At 72.9% G+C, this 18,139-nt stretch carries 13 protein-coding genes; 7 read left to right on the top strand and 6 right to left on the bottom strand.

Features of this window, described 5'->3' with window-relative positions:
• Positions 1-21: 21 nt before the first annotated feature.
• Positions 22-744, top strand: a complete 723-nt coding sequence (locus ACFYZA_RS38560) for a helix-turn-helix domain-containing protein (RefSeq protein ID WP_388494915.1) — start codon at positions 22-24, stop codon at positions 742-744.
• Here the strand turns inward: ACFYZA_RS38560 and ACFYZA_RS38555 are convergent.
• Complete coding sequence (locus ACFYZA_RS38555) at positions 684-1,076, bottom strand: VOC family protein (protein ID WP_382590598.1); 393 nt, start codon at positions 1,074-1,076, stop codon at positions 684-686. The genes ACFYZA_RS38560 and ACFYZA_RS38555 overlap by 61 nt on opposite strands.
• A gap of 99 nt (positions 1,077-1,175) precedes the next feature.
• On the opposite strand from ACFYZA_RS38555, the gene ACFYZA_RS38550 reads away from it, so the two are divergent.
• A complete protein-coding gene (locus ACFYZA_RS38550) occupies positions 1,176-1,580 on the top strand; it encodes an ArsR/SmtB family transcription factor (protein WP_382590595.1) in 405 nt (134 codons plus the stop codon).
• An 82-nt stretch (positions 1,581-1,662) separates the two neighbouring features.
• On the opposite strand, the gene ACFYZA_RS38545 is transcribed toward ACFYZA_RS38550, so the two are convergent.
• Together ACFYZA_RS38545 and ACFYZA_RS38540 are read right to left on the bottom strand one after the other, a co-directional pair.
• Complete coding sequence (locus ACFYZA_RS38545) at positions 1,663-3,081, bottom strand: nitrate/sulfonate/bicarbonate ABC transporter ATP-binding protein (protein WP_382590592.1); 1,419 nt, start codon at positions 3,079-3,081, stop codon at positions 1,663-1,665.
• Positions 3,082-3,107: 26 nt separating this feature from the next.
• Positions 3,108-4,856 (bottom strand): ABC transporter permease, encoded by a 1,749-nt coding sequence (locus ACFYZA_RS38540; RefSeq protein ID WP_388494914.1) that lies wholly within the window; start codon positions 4,854-4,856, stop codon positions 3,108-3,110.
• 526 nt (positions 4,857-5,382) lie between these two features.
• Between ACFYZA_RS38540 and rsgA the strand changes: the two genes are divergently transcribed.
• From rsgA to asnB, 4 genes are all read left to right on the top strand, one after another.
• Positions 5,383-6,588 carry a ribosome small subunit-dependent GTPase A gene (gene rsgA / locus ACFYZA_RS38535; protein ID WP_388494913.1) on the top strand — a complete coding sequence of 402 codons (1,206 nt, stop codon included), beginning with the start codon at positions 5,383-5,385 and terminating at the stop codon, positions 6,586-6,588.
• Positions 6,589-7,174: 586 nt separating this feature from the next.
• A complete protein-coding gene (locus ACFYZA_RS38530; protein ID WP_388494934.1) occupies positions 7,175-8,545 on the top strand; it encodes an AlkA N-terminal domain-containing protein in 1,371 nt (456 codons plus the stop codon).
• Positions 8,546-8,609: 64 nt separating this feature from the next.
• A complete protein-coding gene (locus tag ACFYZA_RS38525; RefSeq protein WP_382590583.1) occupies positions 8,610-9,710 on the top strand; it encodes a calcium:proton antiporter in 1,101 nt (366 codons plus the stop codon).
• 421 nt (positions 9,711-10,131) lie between these two features.
• Entirely contained in the window at positions 10,132-11,973 is a 1,842-nt protein-coding gene (gene asnB, locus ACFYZA_RS38520; protein ID WP_382590581.1) for an asparagine synthase (glutamine-hydrolyzing), read from the top strand.
• A 48-nt stretch (positions 11,974-12,021) separates the two neighbouring features.
• Here asnB and ACFYZA_RS38515 read toward each other — a convergent pair whose 3' ends face one another.
• From ACFYZA_RS38515 to ACFYZA_RS38505, 3 genes are all read right to left on the bottom strand, one after another.
• A complete protein-coding gene (locus ACFYZA_RS38515) occupies positions 12,022-12,405 on the bottom strand; it encodes a PPOX class F420-dependent oxidoreductase (RefSeq protein ID WP_382590578.1) in 384 nt (127 codons plus the stop codon).
• A 146-nt stretch (positions 12,406-12,551) separates the two neighbouring features.
• The gene (locus ACFYZA_RS38510) at positions 12,552-13,034 is read right to left on the bottom strand and encodes a DUF456 domain-containing protein (RefSeq protein WP_382590575.1); all 483 of its coding nucleotides are present in this window, start codon (positions 13,032-13,034) and stop codon (positions 12,552-12,554) included.
• Between the two features lie 69 nt (positions 13,035-13,103).
• The gene (locus tag ACFYZA_RS38505) at positions 13,104-14,084 is read right to left on the bottom strand and encodes a helix-turn-helix domain-containing protein (protein WP_382590723.1); all 981 of its coding nucleotides are present in this window, start codon (positions 14,082-14,084) and stop codon (positions 13,104-13,106) included.
• Positions 14,085-14,296: 212 nt separating this feature from the next.
• On the opposite strand from ACFYZA_RS38505, the gene ACFYZA_RS38500 reads away from it, so the two are divergent.
• A complete protein-coding gene (locus ACFYZA_RS38500; protein ID WP_388494912.1) occupies positions 14,297-18,073 on the top strand; it encodes a S8 family serine peptidase in 3,777 nt (1,258 codons plus the stop codon).
• The last annotated feature ends 66 nt before the right edge of the window (positions 18,074-18,139 follow it).

Genomic DNA, 18,139 nt, shown 5'->3' with positions numbered 1-18,139 from the left:
GCGCGGGACTACCCTCGAAGCATGTACCGAGAGCGGCCCTCGCGGCTGTCCGGCGCCGTCCTGTGGACCCGGACCGTGTCGGACGGCGCGCCCCGGCCCGTCCTTCCCGACGGCTGCATGGACCTGCTCTGGTGCGAGGGCCGCCTCGTGGTGGCGGGCCCCGACACCCGTGCCCACGTCCCCGACGCGGCCCCCGGCACGCACTACGCGGCGATCCGCTTCGCCCCCGGCGCCGCTCCCGCGCTCCTCGGCGTCCCGGCCCACGAACTGCGCGATGCCCGGGTCCCGCTCGACGCGCTCTGGCCCGGCGCCGAGGTGCGCTCGCTCGCGCTGCGCGTCGGGGACGCGGCCGCGCCCGCCGAGGCCCTCGAAGCCGTGGCCCTCGCGAAGGCCCCGCCGCCGGACCCGCTGACGCGGGCGGTCTCGGCGCGGCTCGCCGCCGGCTGGAGCGTGGGCGCCACCGCGGCCGAGGCCGGGCTCGGCGCCCGCCAGCTGCACCGGCGCTGTCTGGACGCCTTCGGCTACGGGCCCAAGACGCTGGCCCGCATCCTGCGCCTGCGACGCGCCCTCGCCCTGGTGGCGCGGGGCGTGCCGTACGCGGAGGCCGCACTCGCCGCGGGCTGCGCCGACCAGGCGCACCTGGCCCGCGAGATGCGCTCGCTCGCCGGGATGACGCTGACCGCCTACGCCAAGGCGGCGAACAGCGACACCTCCGTGCCGTCCGGGTCGTGGACGGTCGCGTAGCGCTGGCCCCAGAAGGCGTCCCAGGGCTTGAGGTGCCCGTGGTGTCCGGCGGCCGTCAGCGCCTCGTACGTCGCGTCGACCTCGGCGGGCGAGTCGCAGGCGAAGGCCAGCCCGGCACGGCCGCCGTCCGAGGGGCGCTGCCAGCCGGGGTCGAAGGAGCGGACGGTGTCCTCGGTGTCCCACAGGACGCGGGTGCCGCCGGGGAGCGTGCACTCCACATGCGGCTGGGTGTCCGCGTCGGCCGGGATGTCCAGGCCGAGGCGGCGGTAGAAGGCGAGCGATGCGGCCATGTCGGCCACTACCAGGCCGATGGCGTCGAGTCGTGGAGTCATGGCTTCACCGTAGGCAGCGCGGCGGGCGCGGGTCTTGAACGAAACGGACACCCCGGCCGTGCCGTGCGCGGGGCGCCGCGCCGCCGTTACGCTATTTGCATGGGAGCGCAAATGGACAGCTGGGACGCGGAGCGGGCCGACCGAGCGGTCGCCGTACTGAAGGCGGTGGCCGACCCCTCGCGGTACCGCCTGCTGTGGGCGCTCGGCGGGGCCGAACTGCCGGTGAGCGCGCTCGCGGAACTCCTCGGCGCGCACGTCGCCGCGACCTCGCAGCACCTGGCCAAGCTGCGTGCCGCCGGACTCGTCACCTCGCGCCGCGAAGGCACCCGCATCTTCTACCGGGCGGCCCACGCGGGGGTGCGGGGCCTCCTTGAGGAGGCGTCCGTGGTGGCCCTCGCGACGTCACCCGAGGCAACCGCGCCCCCGGCCCCCGCAACGCCGGCGGAGACCGCCCCGTCCCGAGCGACCCGCAGAGCAAGGGCCCCACGCCCGGTCACCGAATAGCCCCCGGCGGGAGTTCAGGGACCCGTCCGGCCGGCGGAACGGGATGCCTGAGGGGCGCGGGGAACCGCGCGGGCGGGCGGGGTTACGCCGCCCCCTCGTCGAGCCGGTACTCCTCGCGCTCCGCGTCGTACCCGAACAGCTCGGCGTAGCGGCCCCAGTCCGTCGCGGTCTCCAGCTGCTGGGTGACCTGTTCGCTCGTGTAGTGGTGGGCCAGCACGTCCCGGAAGAAGCCCGCCCGCAAGGTGGCGTCGTCGGGGCTCTGGCGCAGGCTGGTGGTGATCAGGCGGACCAGCGGGGCGTCCACCGCGGCCGCCGCGAAGATCTCCTTGGACCGGCGCACGTCCGCGCCCGCGAACGTGGTGCCCCGGTCGGTCAGGACCAGGTCGTCACCGGTGACGGCCGCGAAGCCCAGCAGTTCCAGGGCGTCGACCAGCGGCAGCACGTCGTCGATCTCCAGGCCCAGATCGTCGGCGAGGTCCGCCAGATCGCAGCTTCCGCCACGGTGGGCGACCATCTCGGCGAGGCCCGAAAGGCCGTCCACGCTCGCGCCCGGCAGCGGGGTGTTCGCGGGGGTGCGCCGGTCGGGCTCGATGCCTTCGGCGCGGCCCGGGAGCGGGGCCTGCCCGGCCCGGACGGGGCTGGGGCCCGACCCGTGGGTCTCCTTCACCCGGCCCGTCATCGTGCGGTAGACCCGGTCGATGAGCTCCTCGAACGCGGGCGCGTCGCGGTCGCGCGGCCGCGCGAGCCCCACCTCGAACGTCTCGCGGATCGTGCCGTAGGGCCGGGAGCCGAGCACCACGATCCGGTCGGCCATCAGGACCGCCTCCTCGATGTTGTGGGTCACCAGGACGATCGCCCGGGTCGGGAACTGGCCCGACTCCCACAGCTCCATCAGCTCGCCGCGCAGGTTCTCCGCCGTCAGCACGTCGAGCGCGGAGAACGGCTCGTCCATCATCAGGACGTCCGGCTCGACGACCAGGGCCCGGGCGAAGCCGACGCGCTGGCGCATGCCGCCCGACAGCTCCTTGGGATAGGCGGACTCGAAGCCGTCGAGGCCGATCAGGTCGATCGCCTGGCGGGCCGCCCGCGACCGCGCGTCCGCCGGTACGCCCCGCGCCTCAAGGCCCAGTTCGACGTTCTGCAGCACGGTCAGCCACGGCAGCAGCGCGAAGGTCTGGAACACCATGGCGGTGCCCGGGTTGGCGCCGGTCAGCGGGGCACCCCGGTAGGAGACCGTGCCGGAGCTCGGCGGCACCAGGCCCGCCAGACAGCGCAGCAGCGTCGACTTGCCGGAGCCCGACTTGCCGAGCAGCGCGACGACCTCGCCGGCCCGCACCTGGAGGTCGATGCCGCCGAGGACGGGCAGTTCGCCGTCGGCGCCCGCGTACGCCTTGGTCAGGCCGACCGTTTCGAGCAGGACCTCCCCGTCGGCCGGGCGGGGGGCTCGCGGGGCGACGGCGTGCCGGGCGTTGCGCAGGGTGCGCAGGGTGTTCAGAACCATGGGGGGCTCCAGGAAGGCTCAGGGTGTCAGAGGGCGAAGCGGGTGTCGGCGAGCCGGTAGAGGCGGCGCCACAGCAGGCGGTTGAGGCCGACGACGTACAGGCTCATCACCGCCACGCCCGCCAGCAGGTGCGGGAAGTCGCCGGAGGCGGTGGCCTTCGCGATGTAGGCGCCGAGGCCGGTCGCCGTCAGGGTGGTGCCGCCGAAGGTGACGACCTCCGCGACGATCGAGGCGTTCCAGGCGCCGCCCGACGCGGTGATGCCGCCGGTGACGTACGCGGGGAAGATGCCGGGCAGGATCAGCCGTTTCCAGCGCTGCCATCCGACTACGCCCAGGTCGTCCATGGCCTCGCGCAGGTCGCTCGGGATCGACATGGCGCCCGCGATGGTGTTGAAGAGGATGTACCACTGGGCGCCGAGCGCCATCAGCAGGATGCCGCCGATGTTGATGGACAGGCCCGTCTTCAGGAAGAACCAGACGGCCAGCGGGAAGAGGAAGTTGGCGGGGAAGCTGGCGAGGACCTGCACGACGGGCTGGGCGATGCGGGTCAGGCGCGGCGAGAAGCCGATCTTCACGCCGATCGGCACCCAGATGACGGTGGCGGCGGCCACCAGGACCACCACCCGGGCCAGCGTGGCGAGGCCGAGCAGCAGGGGCTCACCGAAGACGCCGAGCCCCGTTTGGTCGTGGAGGTAGCGGCCGAGATCGAACAGGCCCCACAGGATGAGGCCGCCCGCGACGACCGTGAACGTGATGTCCCCGGTGCGCCGGCGCGCCCCGTCGACGCTCAGCGGACGGTCGTCGGTGCCGAAGGCGCGGCCCGCGCGGCTCAGGGCCCGGCCCAGCGGGCGGAACGCCTTGCCGAGCAGCTGGGGCCAGTGCGAGCGGCGCAGGAAGTCCAGGACGGCCGAGCGCTGGATCTCGCCGGCCTCGGACTGCTCGTTCTTGAACTTCTCGGCCCAGGCGGTCAGCGGCCGCCAGAAGAAGAAGTTCACGCCGATGACCATCACGGCCATGGTGAGGATGGCCCAGCCGACCTTGCCGAGGTCGCCGTCGGTGATGGCGGCGCCCGCGTACGAGCCGACGCCGGGCAGTGCGTAGTCCTTGTTGTTGACGCTGATCGCCTCGGACGCGACGAGGAAGAACCAGCCGCCGCCGAAGCTCATCATCCCGTTCCAGACCAGGCTGATCATCCCGGACGGCAGCTCGACCTTCCAGAACCGCATCCACCGCGTGAACCTGAACGACCGTGACAGCTCGTCGAGTTCACGCGGGAGCGAGGTCAGGGAGTGGTAGAAGCCGAACGTCATGTTCCAGGCCTGCGAGGTGAAGATCGCGAAGATCGACGCGCATTCGAGGCCCAGCATGGAGCCGGGGAACAGGGCGATGAAACCGCTGACGGCGACGGTGAGGAAGCCGAGCACCGGCACCGACTGGAGGATGTCGAGCGCCGGGATCAGGATGCGCTCCAGACGCCGGCTCTTGGCGGCGGCCAGCGCGTACACGAAGGTGAAGACCAGCGAGGCGGCCAGCGCGATGAACATGCGCAGGAGCGAGCGCGCGGCGTCGTACGGCAGCTGGGCCGGATCGGTGTCGACCTTGATCGACTGGTCGGTCGAGAACCGGACCGTGGTCCCGTGGCCGACCTGGAGCACGACGTAGAAGAGCACGAGCACGGCCGCGGCGACGACCGCGTCGATCCAGCTCAGCCGGGCCAGGCGCCCTGCGAAGCCGGAGGTGACCCGCGGTGCGGGGCTGCTCGTCCGGAACGACATCACAAGAAACCTCCGACCACACTGTGGGCACAGGAGTCCCGGGGGCGCGACCGCGCACCCCGGCACGGCGGAGCCCGGCGTGGTGAGAAAGGAAGGGGGGAGGAAGGGTCAGCGACGCCCGGCGGGGCGCTGCGGACTGGGAGGATCCGCGTCCATGGCTGCCCCCTTCGGTGATGCGGTTTCCAGCGACTCGTGCAGTGTGCCGCTTCTTGCGCTCATACGCAAATAAGGGGTGGGGGTGCGTTCCGGGGCAGCGGTGCGGGGTTCCCTGCCGGCCCCAACTCGCTTTATTCGCTGGCGCCTCCGGGCCGGGTGCGCTTAGAGTCGGGGCTGTTCGAACGGGGCGACACATCGTCGTCGCCGGTACTGAGACGTGGTTGGGGAGGTGTGACCGATGGCTGTCGTTGCGAAGGGCGCTGCCCGCATCCCGAAGTTCATCCACACCTTGCCCGCGGTCTCCGGCTGACCGACTTCTTCCATCACGCCTGTGCGCGTGACGCCGGGGCCGCCCTTCGAAGGGTTCCCCTTGTCTTCCTCGTTCTCCCTCCCGCACGACACCTCCGAGCTCAACACCTCTGAGCTCAATACCTCTGAGCCCGACCTCCGTGGGCGCTCCGCCTCCGGGCCCTCCGCCTCCGGGTTCAACAGCTCCGCTCCCTCGCGTCCGCTCGCCGCGTACGGCTGGGACGACGGCTGGGCCGCGGAGTTCGCCCCGTACGCCGAGCAGGGCCTGGTGCCCGGCCGGGTCGTCCGGGTCGACCGCGGTCAGTGCGACGTGGTGACCGCCGACGGCACTCTGCGCGCCGACACCGCGTTCGTCACCCCGCACGACCCGATGCGGGTCATCTGCACGGGCGACTGGGCGGCCGTCGAGCCGGTCGGCGACCCGAGGTTCGTCCGTACGTATCTGCCGCGGCGCACCGCGTTCGTACGCAGCACCTCCTCCAGCCGGTCCGAGGGGCAGATCCTCGCGGCCAACGTCGACCACGCGATCATCGCGGTGTCGCTCGCGGTCGAGCTCGACCTCGCCCGCATCGAGCGCTTCCTGGCGCTGGCCTGGGAGTCGGGCGCCCAGCCGCTCGTCGTGCTCACCAAGGCCGACCTGGTCCCCGACCCGGTCGGGCTGTCGTATCTCGTCCAGGACGTCTCGGCGGCCGCGCCCGGGGTCCGGGTGCTGCCGGTCAGCGCGACCGGTGGCGAGGGCGTCGAGGCGCTGGCCTCGGTCGTCGCGGGCGGCACCAGTGTGCTGCTCGGGCAGTCCGGTGCGGGCAAGTCCACGCTGGCCAACGCGCTGCTCGGGGACGAGGTGATGGCGGTGCAGGCCGCGCGCGAGGTCGACGGCAAGGGCCGCCACACCACGACCACGCGCAACCTCCTGGTGCTGCCCGGCGGGGGCGTGCTCATCGACACCCCCGGCCTGCGCGGGGTCGGGCTCTACGACGCGGAGTCCGGCGTCGGGCAGGTCTTCTCCGAGATCGCGGAGCTGGCCACGGACTGCCGTTTCCACGACTGCGCGCACGAGGCGGAGCCGGGGTGCGCGGTGCTGGCCGCGATCGAGGACGGCTCGCTGGCCGAGCGCCGCCTGGACAGTTACCGCAAGCTGCTGCGGGAGAACCAGCGGATCGTGGCGAAGACGGACGCGCGGTTGCGGGCGGAGATTCGGCGGGACTGGAAGGCGAAGGGGGCGGAAGGCCGGGCCAACGGTGCCCTCAAGCGGGGGCGCCTTCGCTGAGCCCTTCCGGGGGATGCGGGGAGTGGCCGGCCCCGCCTCCCCTGCCCGTGACTCGGGGTTGGTTGGTTCCGGCCCTCCTGGGGCTCCGCCCCAGACCCCGTTCGCGCCTTAAGGGCGCTCGTCCTCAATTGCCGGACGGGCTGAAGATGCCCATGCCACCGGCGCTGCCAGGGGCGCGGGGCTGTGACATTGCGCGGCTCCGCCGCGGTGGGCGCGACCGGGGATGCCGGGTCACCTACAGGGGCGCGAGGAACTGCGCGAGCAACCACGCACGGTGGACGGCCGAAAGCGGGTTGAGGGGCGCGGGGAACCGCGCGACCAGCCACGCACGGTGGACGGCCGAAAGCGGGTTGAGGGGCGCGGGGAACTGCGCGACCGGCCCCATCCGGCCCGCAGCCGAGCTGCGACAGGGAGCGGGCCGGGGCAGCGCCCAGGGGGGTGGGCCGGGGCCGCGAAGGGCCAGGGCGTCTGGGGTGGGCCGGGGCCGCGAAGGGCCAGGGCGTCCGGGGTGGGCCGGGGCCGCGAGGGCTAGGTGTCCGAATTCCGCCAGCGACCCCGCAGGGGACCCCGCACACTGGAACGCGTGATGGACCAAGACGCCCAGTACGAGGCGGTCAGCAGCAGGGACGCCCGGTTCGACGGGGAGTTCTTCTTCGCCGTGGCGACGACCGGCATCTACTGCCGGCCGAGCTGCCCCGCCGTCACCCCCCGCCGCAAGAACGTCCGGTTCTTCCCGAGCGCCGCCGCCGCCCAGGGCCACGGCTTCCGGGCGTGCCGCCGCTGCCGCCCGGACGCCGTGCCCGGCTCCGCCGAGTGGAACGCGCGAGCCGATGTCGTCGGCCGGGCCATGCGCATGATCGGGGACGGAGTCGTCGACCGGGAGGGCGTGCCGGGGCTCGCGACACGGCTCGGCTACAGCACCCGGCAGGTGCAGCGGCAGCTCACCGCCGAGGTCGGCGCGGGCCCGGTCGCCCTCGCCAGGGCGCAGCGCGCCCACACCGCACGCGTGCTGCTCCAGACCACCCCGCTCCCGGTCACCGAGATCGCCTTCGCCGCCGGATTCGCCAGCGTGCGCCAGTTCAACGACACGATCCGGCAGATCTACGCCCGTACCCCCAGCGGCCTGCGCGAGGAGGCCGGAACGCGGGCCACCGGGCCCGGCGTCGCGGCGTCCGCCGGCATCCCGCTGCGGCTCGCCTACCGGGGCGCGTACGCCGTCAAGGAGACCTTCGACCTCCTGGAGCGTGAGGCCGTCGAGCACGTCGAGGAGGTCGTCGGCGAGAGCGGCGCCCGCGTCTACCGGCGCACCCTGCGGCTGCCCCACGGCGCCGCGGTCGTGGCCGTCGACGAGGCCGCCCCCGCGCACACCGCAGCCCGCCAGGGCTGGCTGGAGGCCCGGATCCACCTCACCGATCTGCGCGACCTCACCACCGCCGTGCAGCGCCTGCGCCGCCTGTTCGACCTGGACGCCGACCCGTACGCCGTCGACGAGCGGCTCGGCGCCGACCCCCGTCTGGCCCCGCTCGTCGCACGCACCCCGGGCCTTCGCTCGCCCGGCGCCGCGGACCCCGAGGAGTGCGCGGTGCGCGCGCTGGTGGGCCCGGAGGCCGCGGCCGGCCTCGTCGAGGCATACGGCAAGCGGCTCGACGCGCCCTGCGGGGCGCTCACCCACCTCTTCCCCGAGCCCGCGCTGCTCGCCGGCCACCCCGACCCGCACCTCGCCGCCCTCGCCGCCGCGCTCGCCGACGGGACCCTGCGCCTGGACGCCGGCGCCGACCGCGACGAGGCCGCACGCGTCCTGAGGGCGCTGCCCGGCATGGCCGAGGGGACCGTCCAGGTGATCCGCACGCGGGCGCTCGGCGACCCGGACGTGGGCTGCGCGGGGGAGGACGCCTGGCGGCCCTGGCGTTCCTACGCGCGCCGCCACCTCGCGGTCGCGGCGGCCGGGGAGCGGTAGCGCGACCGCCGGGCCGCAGTAGTCCGACGGGCGGGGCCGGGCCACTTCTGAGAACGTCAGAGGCATGATCCGTCTCGCGCGCCTGCCCCTGGACCGCTGGTCGGCGCTGCTGCCGCCGCTCGCCCTCGTGCTGCTCGCGCTGACGTGGGGGCGGTCGCTGCCCGCGTGGCTCGTCGCGCTGGTCGCCTGCTTCCTGGCCGGTGCGGTGCTCGCCGCCGTGCACCACGCCGAGGTGGTCGCGCACCGGGTGGGCGAACCGTTCGGGTCACTCGTGCTCGCGGTCGCCGTCACCGTCATCGAGGTCGCGCTCATCGTCACGCTGATGTCGGACGGCGGCGACAAGAGCGCCTCGCTCGCCCGTGACACCGTCTTCGCCGCCGTGATGATCACGTGCAACGGCATCGTCGGCCTGTGTCTCCTGGTCGGCGCGCTGCGCCGCAGACTGGCCGTCTTCAACGCCGAGGGCACCGTCACCGCCTTCGCGACGGTCACCACCCTGGCCGGCCTCAGTCTCGCCCTGCCGACCTTCACCACCAGCAAGCCGGGCCCCGAGTTCTCGCCCGCCCAGCTGATCTTCGCCGCGATCGCCTCGGTGTTCCTGTACGGGCTCTTCGTCGCCACCCAGACCGTGCGCCACCGCGACTACTTCCTGCCGGTGACCCAGCAGGGCGAGGTGATGCGGGACGACGACCACGCCAACCCGCCCTCCGCGCGCACCGCCTGGACCAGTGTCGCCCTGCTCGGGGTCGCGCTCGTCGCGGTCGTGGGCCTGGCCAAGGGCGTCTCGCCGACCATCGAGCGCGGGGTGGCCGCGGCCGGTCTGCCCGCCTCGGTCGTGGGCGTCGTCATCGCGCTCCTCGTGCTGCTGCCCGAGACCATCGCCGCGGTACGGGCCGCCCGCCGCGACCGCGTGCAGACCAGCCTCAACCTCGCGCTCGGCTCGGCCATGGCCAGCATCGGCCTCACCATTCCGGCCGTCGCGCTCGCCACGATCTGGCTCGCGGGCCCGCTGGTCCTGGGCCTCGGCGCCAGCCACATGGTGCTGCTCGCGCTGACCGTCACCGTCGGCATCCTCACGGTCGTCCCGGGCCGCGCCACCCTGATGCAGGGCGGCCTGCACCTCTCGCTGTTCGCCGCGTACATCGTGCTCGCGGTCAGCCCGTAGCCCACCTGGCTCCCGCAGCCCACGTGGCCCCCGTGGCCCACCTGGCTCCCGCAGTCCACCTGACTCCCGTGGCCCACCTGGCTCCCGCAGCCCACCTTGGCCCCCAGGGCCCACCTGGCCCCCAGGGCTCCCGTAGGCCTCCGGCCCGTGGCTCCCGCAGCTCCTGCGCGTGGCCCCTCCCGCCGCCCCTGTCGGTAACTTCCCTTGTTTTAGGGGCCCTTGACCTCCCGTATACGTTCCCCGTCTCTCCCATGTGTGTTCCCGGCCGACTGGGTGCTGCATTCAAGCCAGCTGTGTTACGGACGTGTTGACGGATGCCCCTGCCGAGACACACGATCGAAAGGTAGGTAGTTGCTCAATACATCTGATTCGGTCGGCGGAACGTCCCCCCTCCGGCCGAAGAGGCCAAGCAGGAGGCACCATGTGTGGCATCACCGGCTGGATCTCCTTCGAACGTGAACTGCGCGCCGAGCGGGACACCCTGGATGCGATGACCGAGACGATGGACTGCCGCGGTCCCGACGACCGCGGCGTCTGGGCCAACGGGCCGGCCGCCCTCGGCCACCGCCGGCTCGCGATCATCGACCTTCCGGGCGGGCGCCAGCCCATGAGCGTCGAGGCGGGCGGCCAGGCCGTCGCCCTCGTCTACTCGGGCGAGACCTACAACTTCACCGAGCTCAAGGCCGAACTCACCGCCCGTGGGCACCGGTTCACCACCGACTCCGACACCGAGGTCGTCCTGCACGGCTACCTCGAATGGGGCGAGGCCGTCGCCGAACGCCTCAACGGCATGTACGCGTTCGCGATCTGGGACGAGCGCGTCCAGCGCCTCGTCATGATCCGCGACCGGATGGGCATCAAGCCCTTCTACTACTACGAGACCGCCGACGGCGTGCTCTTCGGCTCCGAGCCCAAGGCGATCCTCGCCAACCCGCTGGCCCGCCGCTCGGTCTCGCTCGACGGGCTCCGCGAGCTGTTCACCATGGTCAAGACGCCCGGCCACGCGGTGTGGGACGGCATGAAGGAGGTCGAGCCCGGCACCGTCGTCACCGTCGACCGCGGTGGGCTGCGCACCCACACCTACTGGTCGCTCGAAACCCGCCCCCACGAGGACGACCGCGCCACCAGCATCGCCCGCGTCCGCGAGCTGCTCGACGACATCGTCCGCCGCCAGCTCGTGGCCGACGTGCCGCGCTGCATGCTGCTCTCCGGCGGCCTCGACTCCTCCGCCCTGACCGCGCTCGCCGCCCGTCAGCTCGGCGAGGTGGGCCATCAAGTACGCAGCTTCGCGGTGGACTTCGTCGGCCAGACCGAGAACTTCGTCGCCGACGAACTCCGCGCCACCCCCGACACCCCCTACGTCCACGACGTGGCCCGCACCTCCGGCACGATCCACCAGGACATCGTCCTGGACGCCCAGTCCCTCGCCGACCCCGAGGTGCGGGCCAAGGTCATCCGGGCCCGCGACATCCCCGTGGGCTTCGGCGACATGGACGCCTCGCTCTACCTGCTGTTCAAGGCGATCCGCGAACACTCCACGGTCGCCCTGTCCGGTGAGTCCGCGGACGAGGTGTTCGGCGGCTACAAGCAGTTCTTCGACGAGGACGCCCGGGCCGCCGACACCTTCCCCTGGCTCGTCAAGTTCGCCGAGCAGTTCGGCGATGACTCCGGCCTGCTGCGCCCGGACCTGACCGCCGCACTGAACGTCCCCGCCTACGTCAAGGACTCCTACGACACCGCCGTCGCCGGTGTCCAACGCCTCGACGGCGAGAGCGACTTCGAGTACCGGATGCGCAAGATCTGCAACCTCCACCTGACCCGCTTCGTGCGGATCCTGCTCGACCGCAAGGACCGCGCGAGCATGGCCGTCGGCCTGGAGGTGCGGGTGCCGTTCTGCGACCACCGGCTCGTCGAGTACGTCTACAACGCGCCCTGGTCGGTGAAGTCCTTCGACGGCCGCGAGAAGAGCCTCCTGCGCGAGGCGGCCAAGGACGTCATACCGCAGTCCGTGTACGACCGGGTCAAGAGCCCCTACCCCTCCACGCAGGACCCGAAGTACGCCATCGCCCTCCAGGGGCACGCCAAGGACCTGCTCGCACAGCCCTCGCACCCGGTCTTCGACCTCATCGACCGCGAAGGCCTGCGCCGGGCCGCCGAGGTGAGCGGCCCGCAGATCCACCAGGCCTCCCGGCGCGGCCTGGAGCGCACCCTGGACCTGGCGATCTGGCTCGACCTGTACAAGCCGGAGGTGAAACTCTCCTAGGCGCAGCCCGGTTGACGCCCGGGCCGGGCAACTGAAGCCTGTCGGAAGCTAGTTGGGGTCCGGAGCCTCGTCGAGGCCCCAGCTGTGGATCTTCTGGGGGTGAATGCGGATGAGCTCCTCGCTGAAATGCGGCCCCAACTCATGCGGCCCGGTGAGGAGTTCGGCCGTACCCCGGATCTCCACGCCCCGCACCTTCCACGGCCGTACGCTCACGACGTCGTCGACCACCAGGGCGGCCTTCGGGTTGCCCTGGAGGTTGCGCCACTTCTTGGTCGTGCCCAGGGCGTATCCGCCGATGAGGATCGTGCCGTCGTCCTGCGGGAAGAAGCCGACCGGGTTGGCCTGCGGCTGGCCCTTCGCGTCCACGGTGGCGAGCCGGCCAAGCCGCTGGTTCTTGAGGTAGGCACGCTCGGCCTCGCTGAATTCGCTCATGGGGCCACCCTCACACGGCCGTCGCCGCCCCGTCATCGGGATGCGGCCCCAGGTCCCGGGAGCGCCCCACCGCCCCCCGTTCAGCCCCGCGCCGCGCGCCAGGCTCTCCGGCCGGCCCCGGGCCACCGCGCCGCGCCAGGCTCCGCTCAGCCCCAGATCACCGCGCCGAGCCAGGCCCCGACGACGAGGAGGCAGGCGAAGAGCTCGGCCATCACCGAATAGCCGCCCGCGCGCAGCGCCGTACGGGCCGAGGCCGAGGCGTCCGCGTGGCTGCCGAGGCGCACCCGCTCCGCGCCGTAGAGCCCGCCGAGGAACCCGGCGATCCCGCCGAGCACCGGCAGCACGAAGAACCCCGCGACGGACGCCACGCCCGCGGTGAGCACCGAGCGCCTGGACACCCCCGCCGCCTTGAAGCGGCGCGGCGGCAGGAGGGCCCGGAGCGCCTGGTTCAGCAGGAGTACGCCCGTGGCTCCGGCCAGCACGGCCCAGGCGAGACCGGTGGTGCCGTCGAGTGCCCACCACGCGACGGCCGCCCATACGATCGCCGGCCCCGGAACGCCGGGGACCAGCACACCGCACAGACCCATCAGCATCACCGCTCCGACCGCCAGGAGCTGCCACACACCCATCTGCCAAGGGTGCGGGAAACGGCGCGTTCCCGCAGTTCCGGGCGGTTCACCGGGCGGGCCCCGGGATGCTCAGCGGGCCACCCAGCCCCGCTCGTAGGCATGCCAGCCCAGCTGGAGACGGGTGGTGACCCCGGTGAGCTCCATCAGGCCCTTGACCCGGCGCTGCACGGTCCGCAGACCCAGTTCGAGCTGTTTGGCGGCGCTGGCGTCGGTCATCCCGGCGAGCAGCAGCGAAAGGATCTCCAGGTCGGTGGCGTCCGGCCCCCCGTTCTCCTCCACCACGCCCCGGCCCCCGCCGCCCAGGCGCAGCGGCAGCGCGTCCCGCCACACCGCCTCGAAGAGGCCCATCAGGGATTCGAGCAGCCCGCTGGCGTGCACCACGAGCGCGGCCGGCTCGGCGCCGCGCCCGGTCAGCGGCACCATCGCCAGGCTGCGGTCCGCGACGACGAGCTTGGTCGGGACCCGTTCCACCGTGCGCACCTGCTCGTCCCGGCCCAGCGCCGCGGACAGCTCGACGATGCCGGCGGGCAGCGAGAGCACCTCGCGCTCGATCACCACCCGGTAGTCGACCCCGCGGATCGAGGCCCGCTCCTCGGACTCGTTGTCCATCCCGGTCACCGCGACCGGCTTGCCCGTCACCAGGGCGCACACCTCCTCGGCCGCGCCCAGCTGCAACTGGTGGAAGCGGTGGGCCACCGCGCTCGCCCCGGTCACCACCTCGACCAGGTCGTGCACGGCCGGCTCGGCCGCCTCGGCCCGGTACTCGGTGGCGAGCAGCGCCGCCGCCAGCTCGGCCTGGTCCAGCTCGTGGCGCTGCTGGGTGAGCAGCGCGCCGAGGGCGACCCCGGGCGGCGCCGCGACCCACCGTCCGGTGCGGGCGGACGACTGGGCGGCCAGGCCGTGGCGCTCCAGGCGGCGCAGCGCGCGCTCGGTCTCGTTCTCGGGCAGCGCGAGCCGGTGCGCGAGGTCACTCACCTCGGCCGCGCCCACCGCCACCAGGGCGCGGTACGCCGACTCCTGCGTCTCGTCGAGACCTATCGCTCCCAGCACCACGGACCGCCTCCCTCCGGGCCTGTGTCCAGGCCCTCACCTGCGCGATGGCGGGAACCCGCCCCGGCGCAAACCCGCCGTACAACATCATCCCCGGAGGGGCCGCCGCTCTGCCAATGTCGAGCCACCGCAGCACCAACAGCCTCTGGACACAGGGCATTTGCGCTCTTTGCGCGAGGTGCCTTTTGGTCCGGATTGATCTGGGGAGAGCGATGCGCCCGATATCGCGTACGGCTCTGGGGGTGGCGACCGCCGCCGCCCTCGCCGTCACCGCGGTGGCGCCGTCCGTGGCAGCGCCACGAACCGACGGCACAGCCGACACCGCCAAGAGACCGCTCGTCGGCAGCGCCGCGAGCAGCACGGGAACACCGGCCACCGTCACCCTCGTCACCGGCGACAAGGTCGTGGTGAGCAGGGACGGCTCCGGCACGCCCACCGGCATCACCGCGCTGCCGCGCGAGGACGGCTCCGTACCGCTCGTCCAGACCAGGCGGACGGGCGACGAGCTGTACGTCTACCCCGACGACGCGGCGGGAGCGCTCGCCGCCGGCCAGGTCGACGAGGAACTGTTCAACGTCTCCGGGCTCATCCGCCAGGGCTACGACGACGCGCACACCAAGTCGCTCCCGCTCATCGCGGTGTACGGCGACGCCACCGCGCGCTCGGCCCCGGCCGTGCCGCGCGGCGCGAAGGCCGGGCTCAGCCTGCCGGCCGTCAACGGCATCGCGCTGAGCGCCGACAAGACGAAGGCCGCCCAGGTGTGGGCGGACGTCACGAGCCCCCGCACCCGGTCGGCCTCCGGCGTTAAGAAGCTGTGGCTCGACCGCAAGGTGACGGCCTCCCTGGACCGGTCCGCCAAGCAGATCCGCGCCGACCTCGCCTGGGCCGCCGGATACGACGGCAAGGGCACCAAGGTGGCCGTCCTCGACACCGGTGTGGACGCCGAACACCCCGACCTCAAGGGCCGCATCACCGCCTCCAAGAACTTCACCGACTCGCCCGACACCGAGGACCGCCAGGGCCACGGCACCCACACCACGTCCACGGTGGGCGGCTCGGGCGCGGCCAGCGACGGCAAGAAGAAGGGCATCGCCCCCGGCACCGACCTGCTGGTCGGCAAGGTCCTCAACGACTCGGGCTCCGGCGACAGTTCGTGGATCATCGCCGGCATGCAGTGGGCCGTCGACAACAAGGCCGACGTCGTCTCCATGTCGCTCGGCAGCCCGGTCCCGACCGACTGCACCGACCCGATGAGCACCGCCGCGCAGGAACTGGCGACCAGCGCCACCCACACGCTGTTCGTCATCGCGGCCGGCAACTCGGGCCCGGCCCTGAACACCGTGTCCTCGCCCGGCTGCGCGCCCGGCGTCCTGACCGTCGGCGCCGTCGACCGCGACGACACCACCGCGAGCTTCTCCAGCCGGGGCCCGGCCCCCTTCACGCACACCCTGAAGCCGGAGATCACCGCCCCCGGCGTCGGCATCTCCGCCGCCAACGCGGGCGGCCGCGGCGTCTACGCGTACCAGACCATGTCCGGCACCTCGATGGCCACGCCGCACGTCGCGGGCGCCGCCGCCATCGTCAAGCAGCGCCACCCCGACTGGAGCGCGCAGCAGATCAAGGCCGCGCTCGTCTCCTCCGCCAACAGCGGCATACCCGGCGACGTGCGCGAGACCGGCGGTGGGCGCCTCGACGTCAAGGCCGCCATCGACGAGACCGTGCTCGGCGCGCCCGCCGTGCAGGCCGGCACCTTCAACTGGCCGCAGGACAAGAGCGATCGCACCACGGTCTCCGTGCCCTACACCAATGTCTCGGACAGGACGGTGAAGCTCGACCTCCAGGTCGCGGGCGTCACCGGGAACGACGGCTCTGCCGTCAACTCCACTGTGGCGAAGCTGAGTTCACGATCGGTCACCGTCCCGGCCGGAGCCACCGTCAAGGTGCCGCTCGCCATCGACCCGACCGCCCGCCTCAAGGCCGCCCAGTACGGGGACGTCACCGGCCGCGTGCTCGCCACGGCGAACGGCGTGAAGGTCTCCACCCCGTTCTCGCTGTACGTCGAGCCCGAGACGGTCACCCTGCGGGTCAAGCTCGTCGACCGCCAGGGCAGGCCCGCCGCCGGCGCCTCCTCGCTCGACGTCATCGGCACCGACACCGCGACCGGTGAGCGCCGCTTCAACGAGGGCGCCGCCGACCAGGTCTACCGGCTTCGCCCGGGCGCCTACTTCGTGTCGTCCTTCGTCGCCTCGGCCGACCCGTCGGACGCCACCGGCACGAACATCGGCTCGGTCAGCTACCTCGGCCGCCCGCAGCTCGACCTGAAGAAGGACACCACCCTGGTCCTGGACGCCCGCACGGCGCACCGGCTCACGGTGAAGACCGACAGGCCCGCCGAAGTCCGCACCACGACGCTGGACTTCGCGCGCTCCTGGGGCGGCCAGTGGCTGCACTCGGGCTCCGTCAGCGGATCCCGCCTGATCAAGGACTACTTCGCCGACGTCCAGGGCGACGCCCGTAACGGCGACTTCGAGTTCGGCAGCTACTGGCGCGCGTACGCCCCGCAGTTCGAGAAGCTCGGCGCGGTCGGCGGCCCGGACCTGCACCCGCTCACCGCGAGCATCGGCTCCGACAACCTCGACGGCACCGGCCGGGCCCCGCTCGTCGACGCGGGCAAGGGCACCCCGGCCGAGCTCAAGGCGGCCGGCGTCAGCGGGAAGATCGCCTTCGTCGCCGTGCCGGACGACAACGCCTCGGCCCTGACCCTGGGCAAGGACGCCAAGGCCGCGGGTGCCACGGCCCTCGTCGTGCACCGCCCCTCGGCCGGCCGCTGGCTGCCCACGTACGGCTTCGCGGGCGGCCCGCTGCCCACCCTCGCCGTCGAGGCCACCGAGGCCAAGGCGCTCGCCGACCGCCTGGCCGGCGGCCCGGTGACGCTGCGCTGGAAGGCCACCGCGAAGAGCGGTTACGTCTACAACCTGGGCTTCCAGGAGGACGGCGGCTTCGGCTCCGACCGCACCTACCGGGTGCGCGACGCGCAGCTCGGCCGCAACGCATCGACGTACCACTCGATGGGCGTGCCCGCCGACTTCATCGACGGCGTCGCCGCCTACCGTCCCAACGGCGCCGGGCCCGTCAGCGTCTCCGGCATCGACCTGGTGGCCGTCCCCTCCACCCGCACCGAGTACTACACGGCGGGCAGCACCACCTGGGACCACTTCGTCTCGTCCAGCTTCCCCTTCGGCGAGTTCATGCTGTCCCCGGCCAAGGCGTACCAGGCGGGCAAGCAGACCGCCGAGAGCTGGTACGACGGGGTCGTCGGCCCCGACGCCGGACGCGACGCGAGCGGCAAGCCGCTGCTCGCCGCCGAGCGCCAGGGCAACCTGATGGGCTTCGCCCCCAACATGTGGGGCGACTCCCAGCACAGCGCCCAGCCCGGCTCGTTCGGCGACATCGGTTCCCTGCTGCTGCGCCGCAACGGCGAGGACTACGACAGCAGCGGCTGGCCGTCGGGGGTGTTCACCGTCCCCGCGGACGACGCGGCGTACGAGCTCGTCAGCGACAACCAGAAGATCGGTCCCTCCGGCTCGGTCTGGAAGCGGTCCCAGGAAGTCGTCACGAGCTGGAAGTTCCGCTCGCACCTCGACGACAAGGCGTACTCGCAGGGGATCCCGCTGCTCTTCCCCCGGTACGCCATCCCCGAGGACGGCCTCAAGACGGTCCCGGCGGCCGACGGCCAGAGGATCACCCTCACCGCCACCGGCCACGCGGGCTACACCCCCGCCGCCCTGGTCTCGGCGAAGCTGTCGTACTCCTACGACGGCGGCACCACCTGGACCGAGGCCAAGTCCGGCCACCAGGGCGCGAGTTGGACCGCGACGGTGAACCACGCGGGCGCGGCCGCCAAGAGCGTGACCCTGAAGACCGAACTGACCGACGCCAACGGCAACTCGGTCACCCAGACCGTGGTGAACGCATACGCGGTGCGGTAACCGCGTTCACCACACAGACGGTCCGCCGGGTGTCCTCCCCGTGGGGGGTGGGGACGCCCGGCGGAC

The sequence above is a fragment of the Streptomyces sp. NPDC001828 genome, from assembly GCF_042892175.1.
Taxonomy (GTDB): domain Bacteria; phylum Actinomycetota; class Actinomycetes; order Streptomycetales; family Streptomycetaceae; genus Streptomyces.
The sequence above is the reverse complement of the archived record's forward strand: the minus strand, read 5'-3'. Positions and strand labels throughout refer to the sequence as shown.

What these genes read in the sequence shown, in the direction of transcription:
- ACFYZA_RS38560 (WP_388494915.1), top strand. Translation starts at nt 22, where the DNA reads ATGTACCGAGAGCGGCCCTCGCGGCTGTCCGGCGCCGTCCTGTGGACC.
- ACFYZA_RS38555 (WP_382590598.1), bottom strand. Translation starts at nt 1,076, where the DNA reads ATGACTCCACGACTCGACGCCATCGGCCTGGTAGTGGCCGACATGGCC.
- ACFYZA_RS38550 (WP_382590595.1), top strand. Translation starts at nt 1,176, where the DNA reads ATGGGAGCGCAAATGGACAGCTGGGACGCGGAGCGGGCCGACCGAGCG.
- ACFYZA_RS38545 (WP_382590592.1), bottom strand. Translation starts at nt 3,081, where the DNA reads ATGGTTCTGAACACCCTGCGCACCCTGCGCAACGCCCGGCACGCCGTC.
- ACFYZA_RS38540 (WP_388494914.1), bottom strand. Translation starts at nt 4,856, where the DNA reads ATGTCGTTCCGGACGAGCAGCCCCGCACCGCGGGTCACCTCCGGCTTC.
- ACFYZA_RS38530 (WP_388494934.1), top strand. Translation starts at nt 7,175, where the DNA reads ATGGACCAAGACGCCCAGTACGAGGCGGTCAGCAGCAGGGACGCCCGG.
- ACFYZA_RS38525 (WP_382590583.1), top strand. Translation starts at nt 8,610, where the DNA reads ATGATCCGTCTCGCGCGCCTGCCCCTGGACCGCTGGTCGGCGCTGCTG.
- asnB (WP_382590581.1), top strand. Translation starts at nt 10,132, where the DNA reads ATGTGTGGCATCACCGGCTGGATCTCCTTCGAACGTGAACTGCGCGCC.
- ACFYZA_RS38515 (WP_382590578.1), bottom strand. Translation starts at nt 12,405, where the DNA reads ATGAGCGAATTCAGCGAGGCCGAGCGTGCCTACCTCAAGAACCAGCGG.
- ACFYZA_RS38510 (WP_382590575.1), bottom strand. Translation starts at nt 13,034, where the DNA reads ATGGGTGTGTGGCAGCTCCTGGCGGTCGGAGCGGTGATGCTGATGGGT.
- ACFYZA_RS38500 (WP_388494912.1), top strand. Translation starts at nt 14,297, where the DNA reads ATGCGCCCGATATCGCGTACGGCTCTGGGGGTGGCGACCGCCGCCGCC.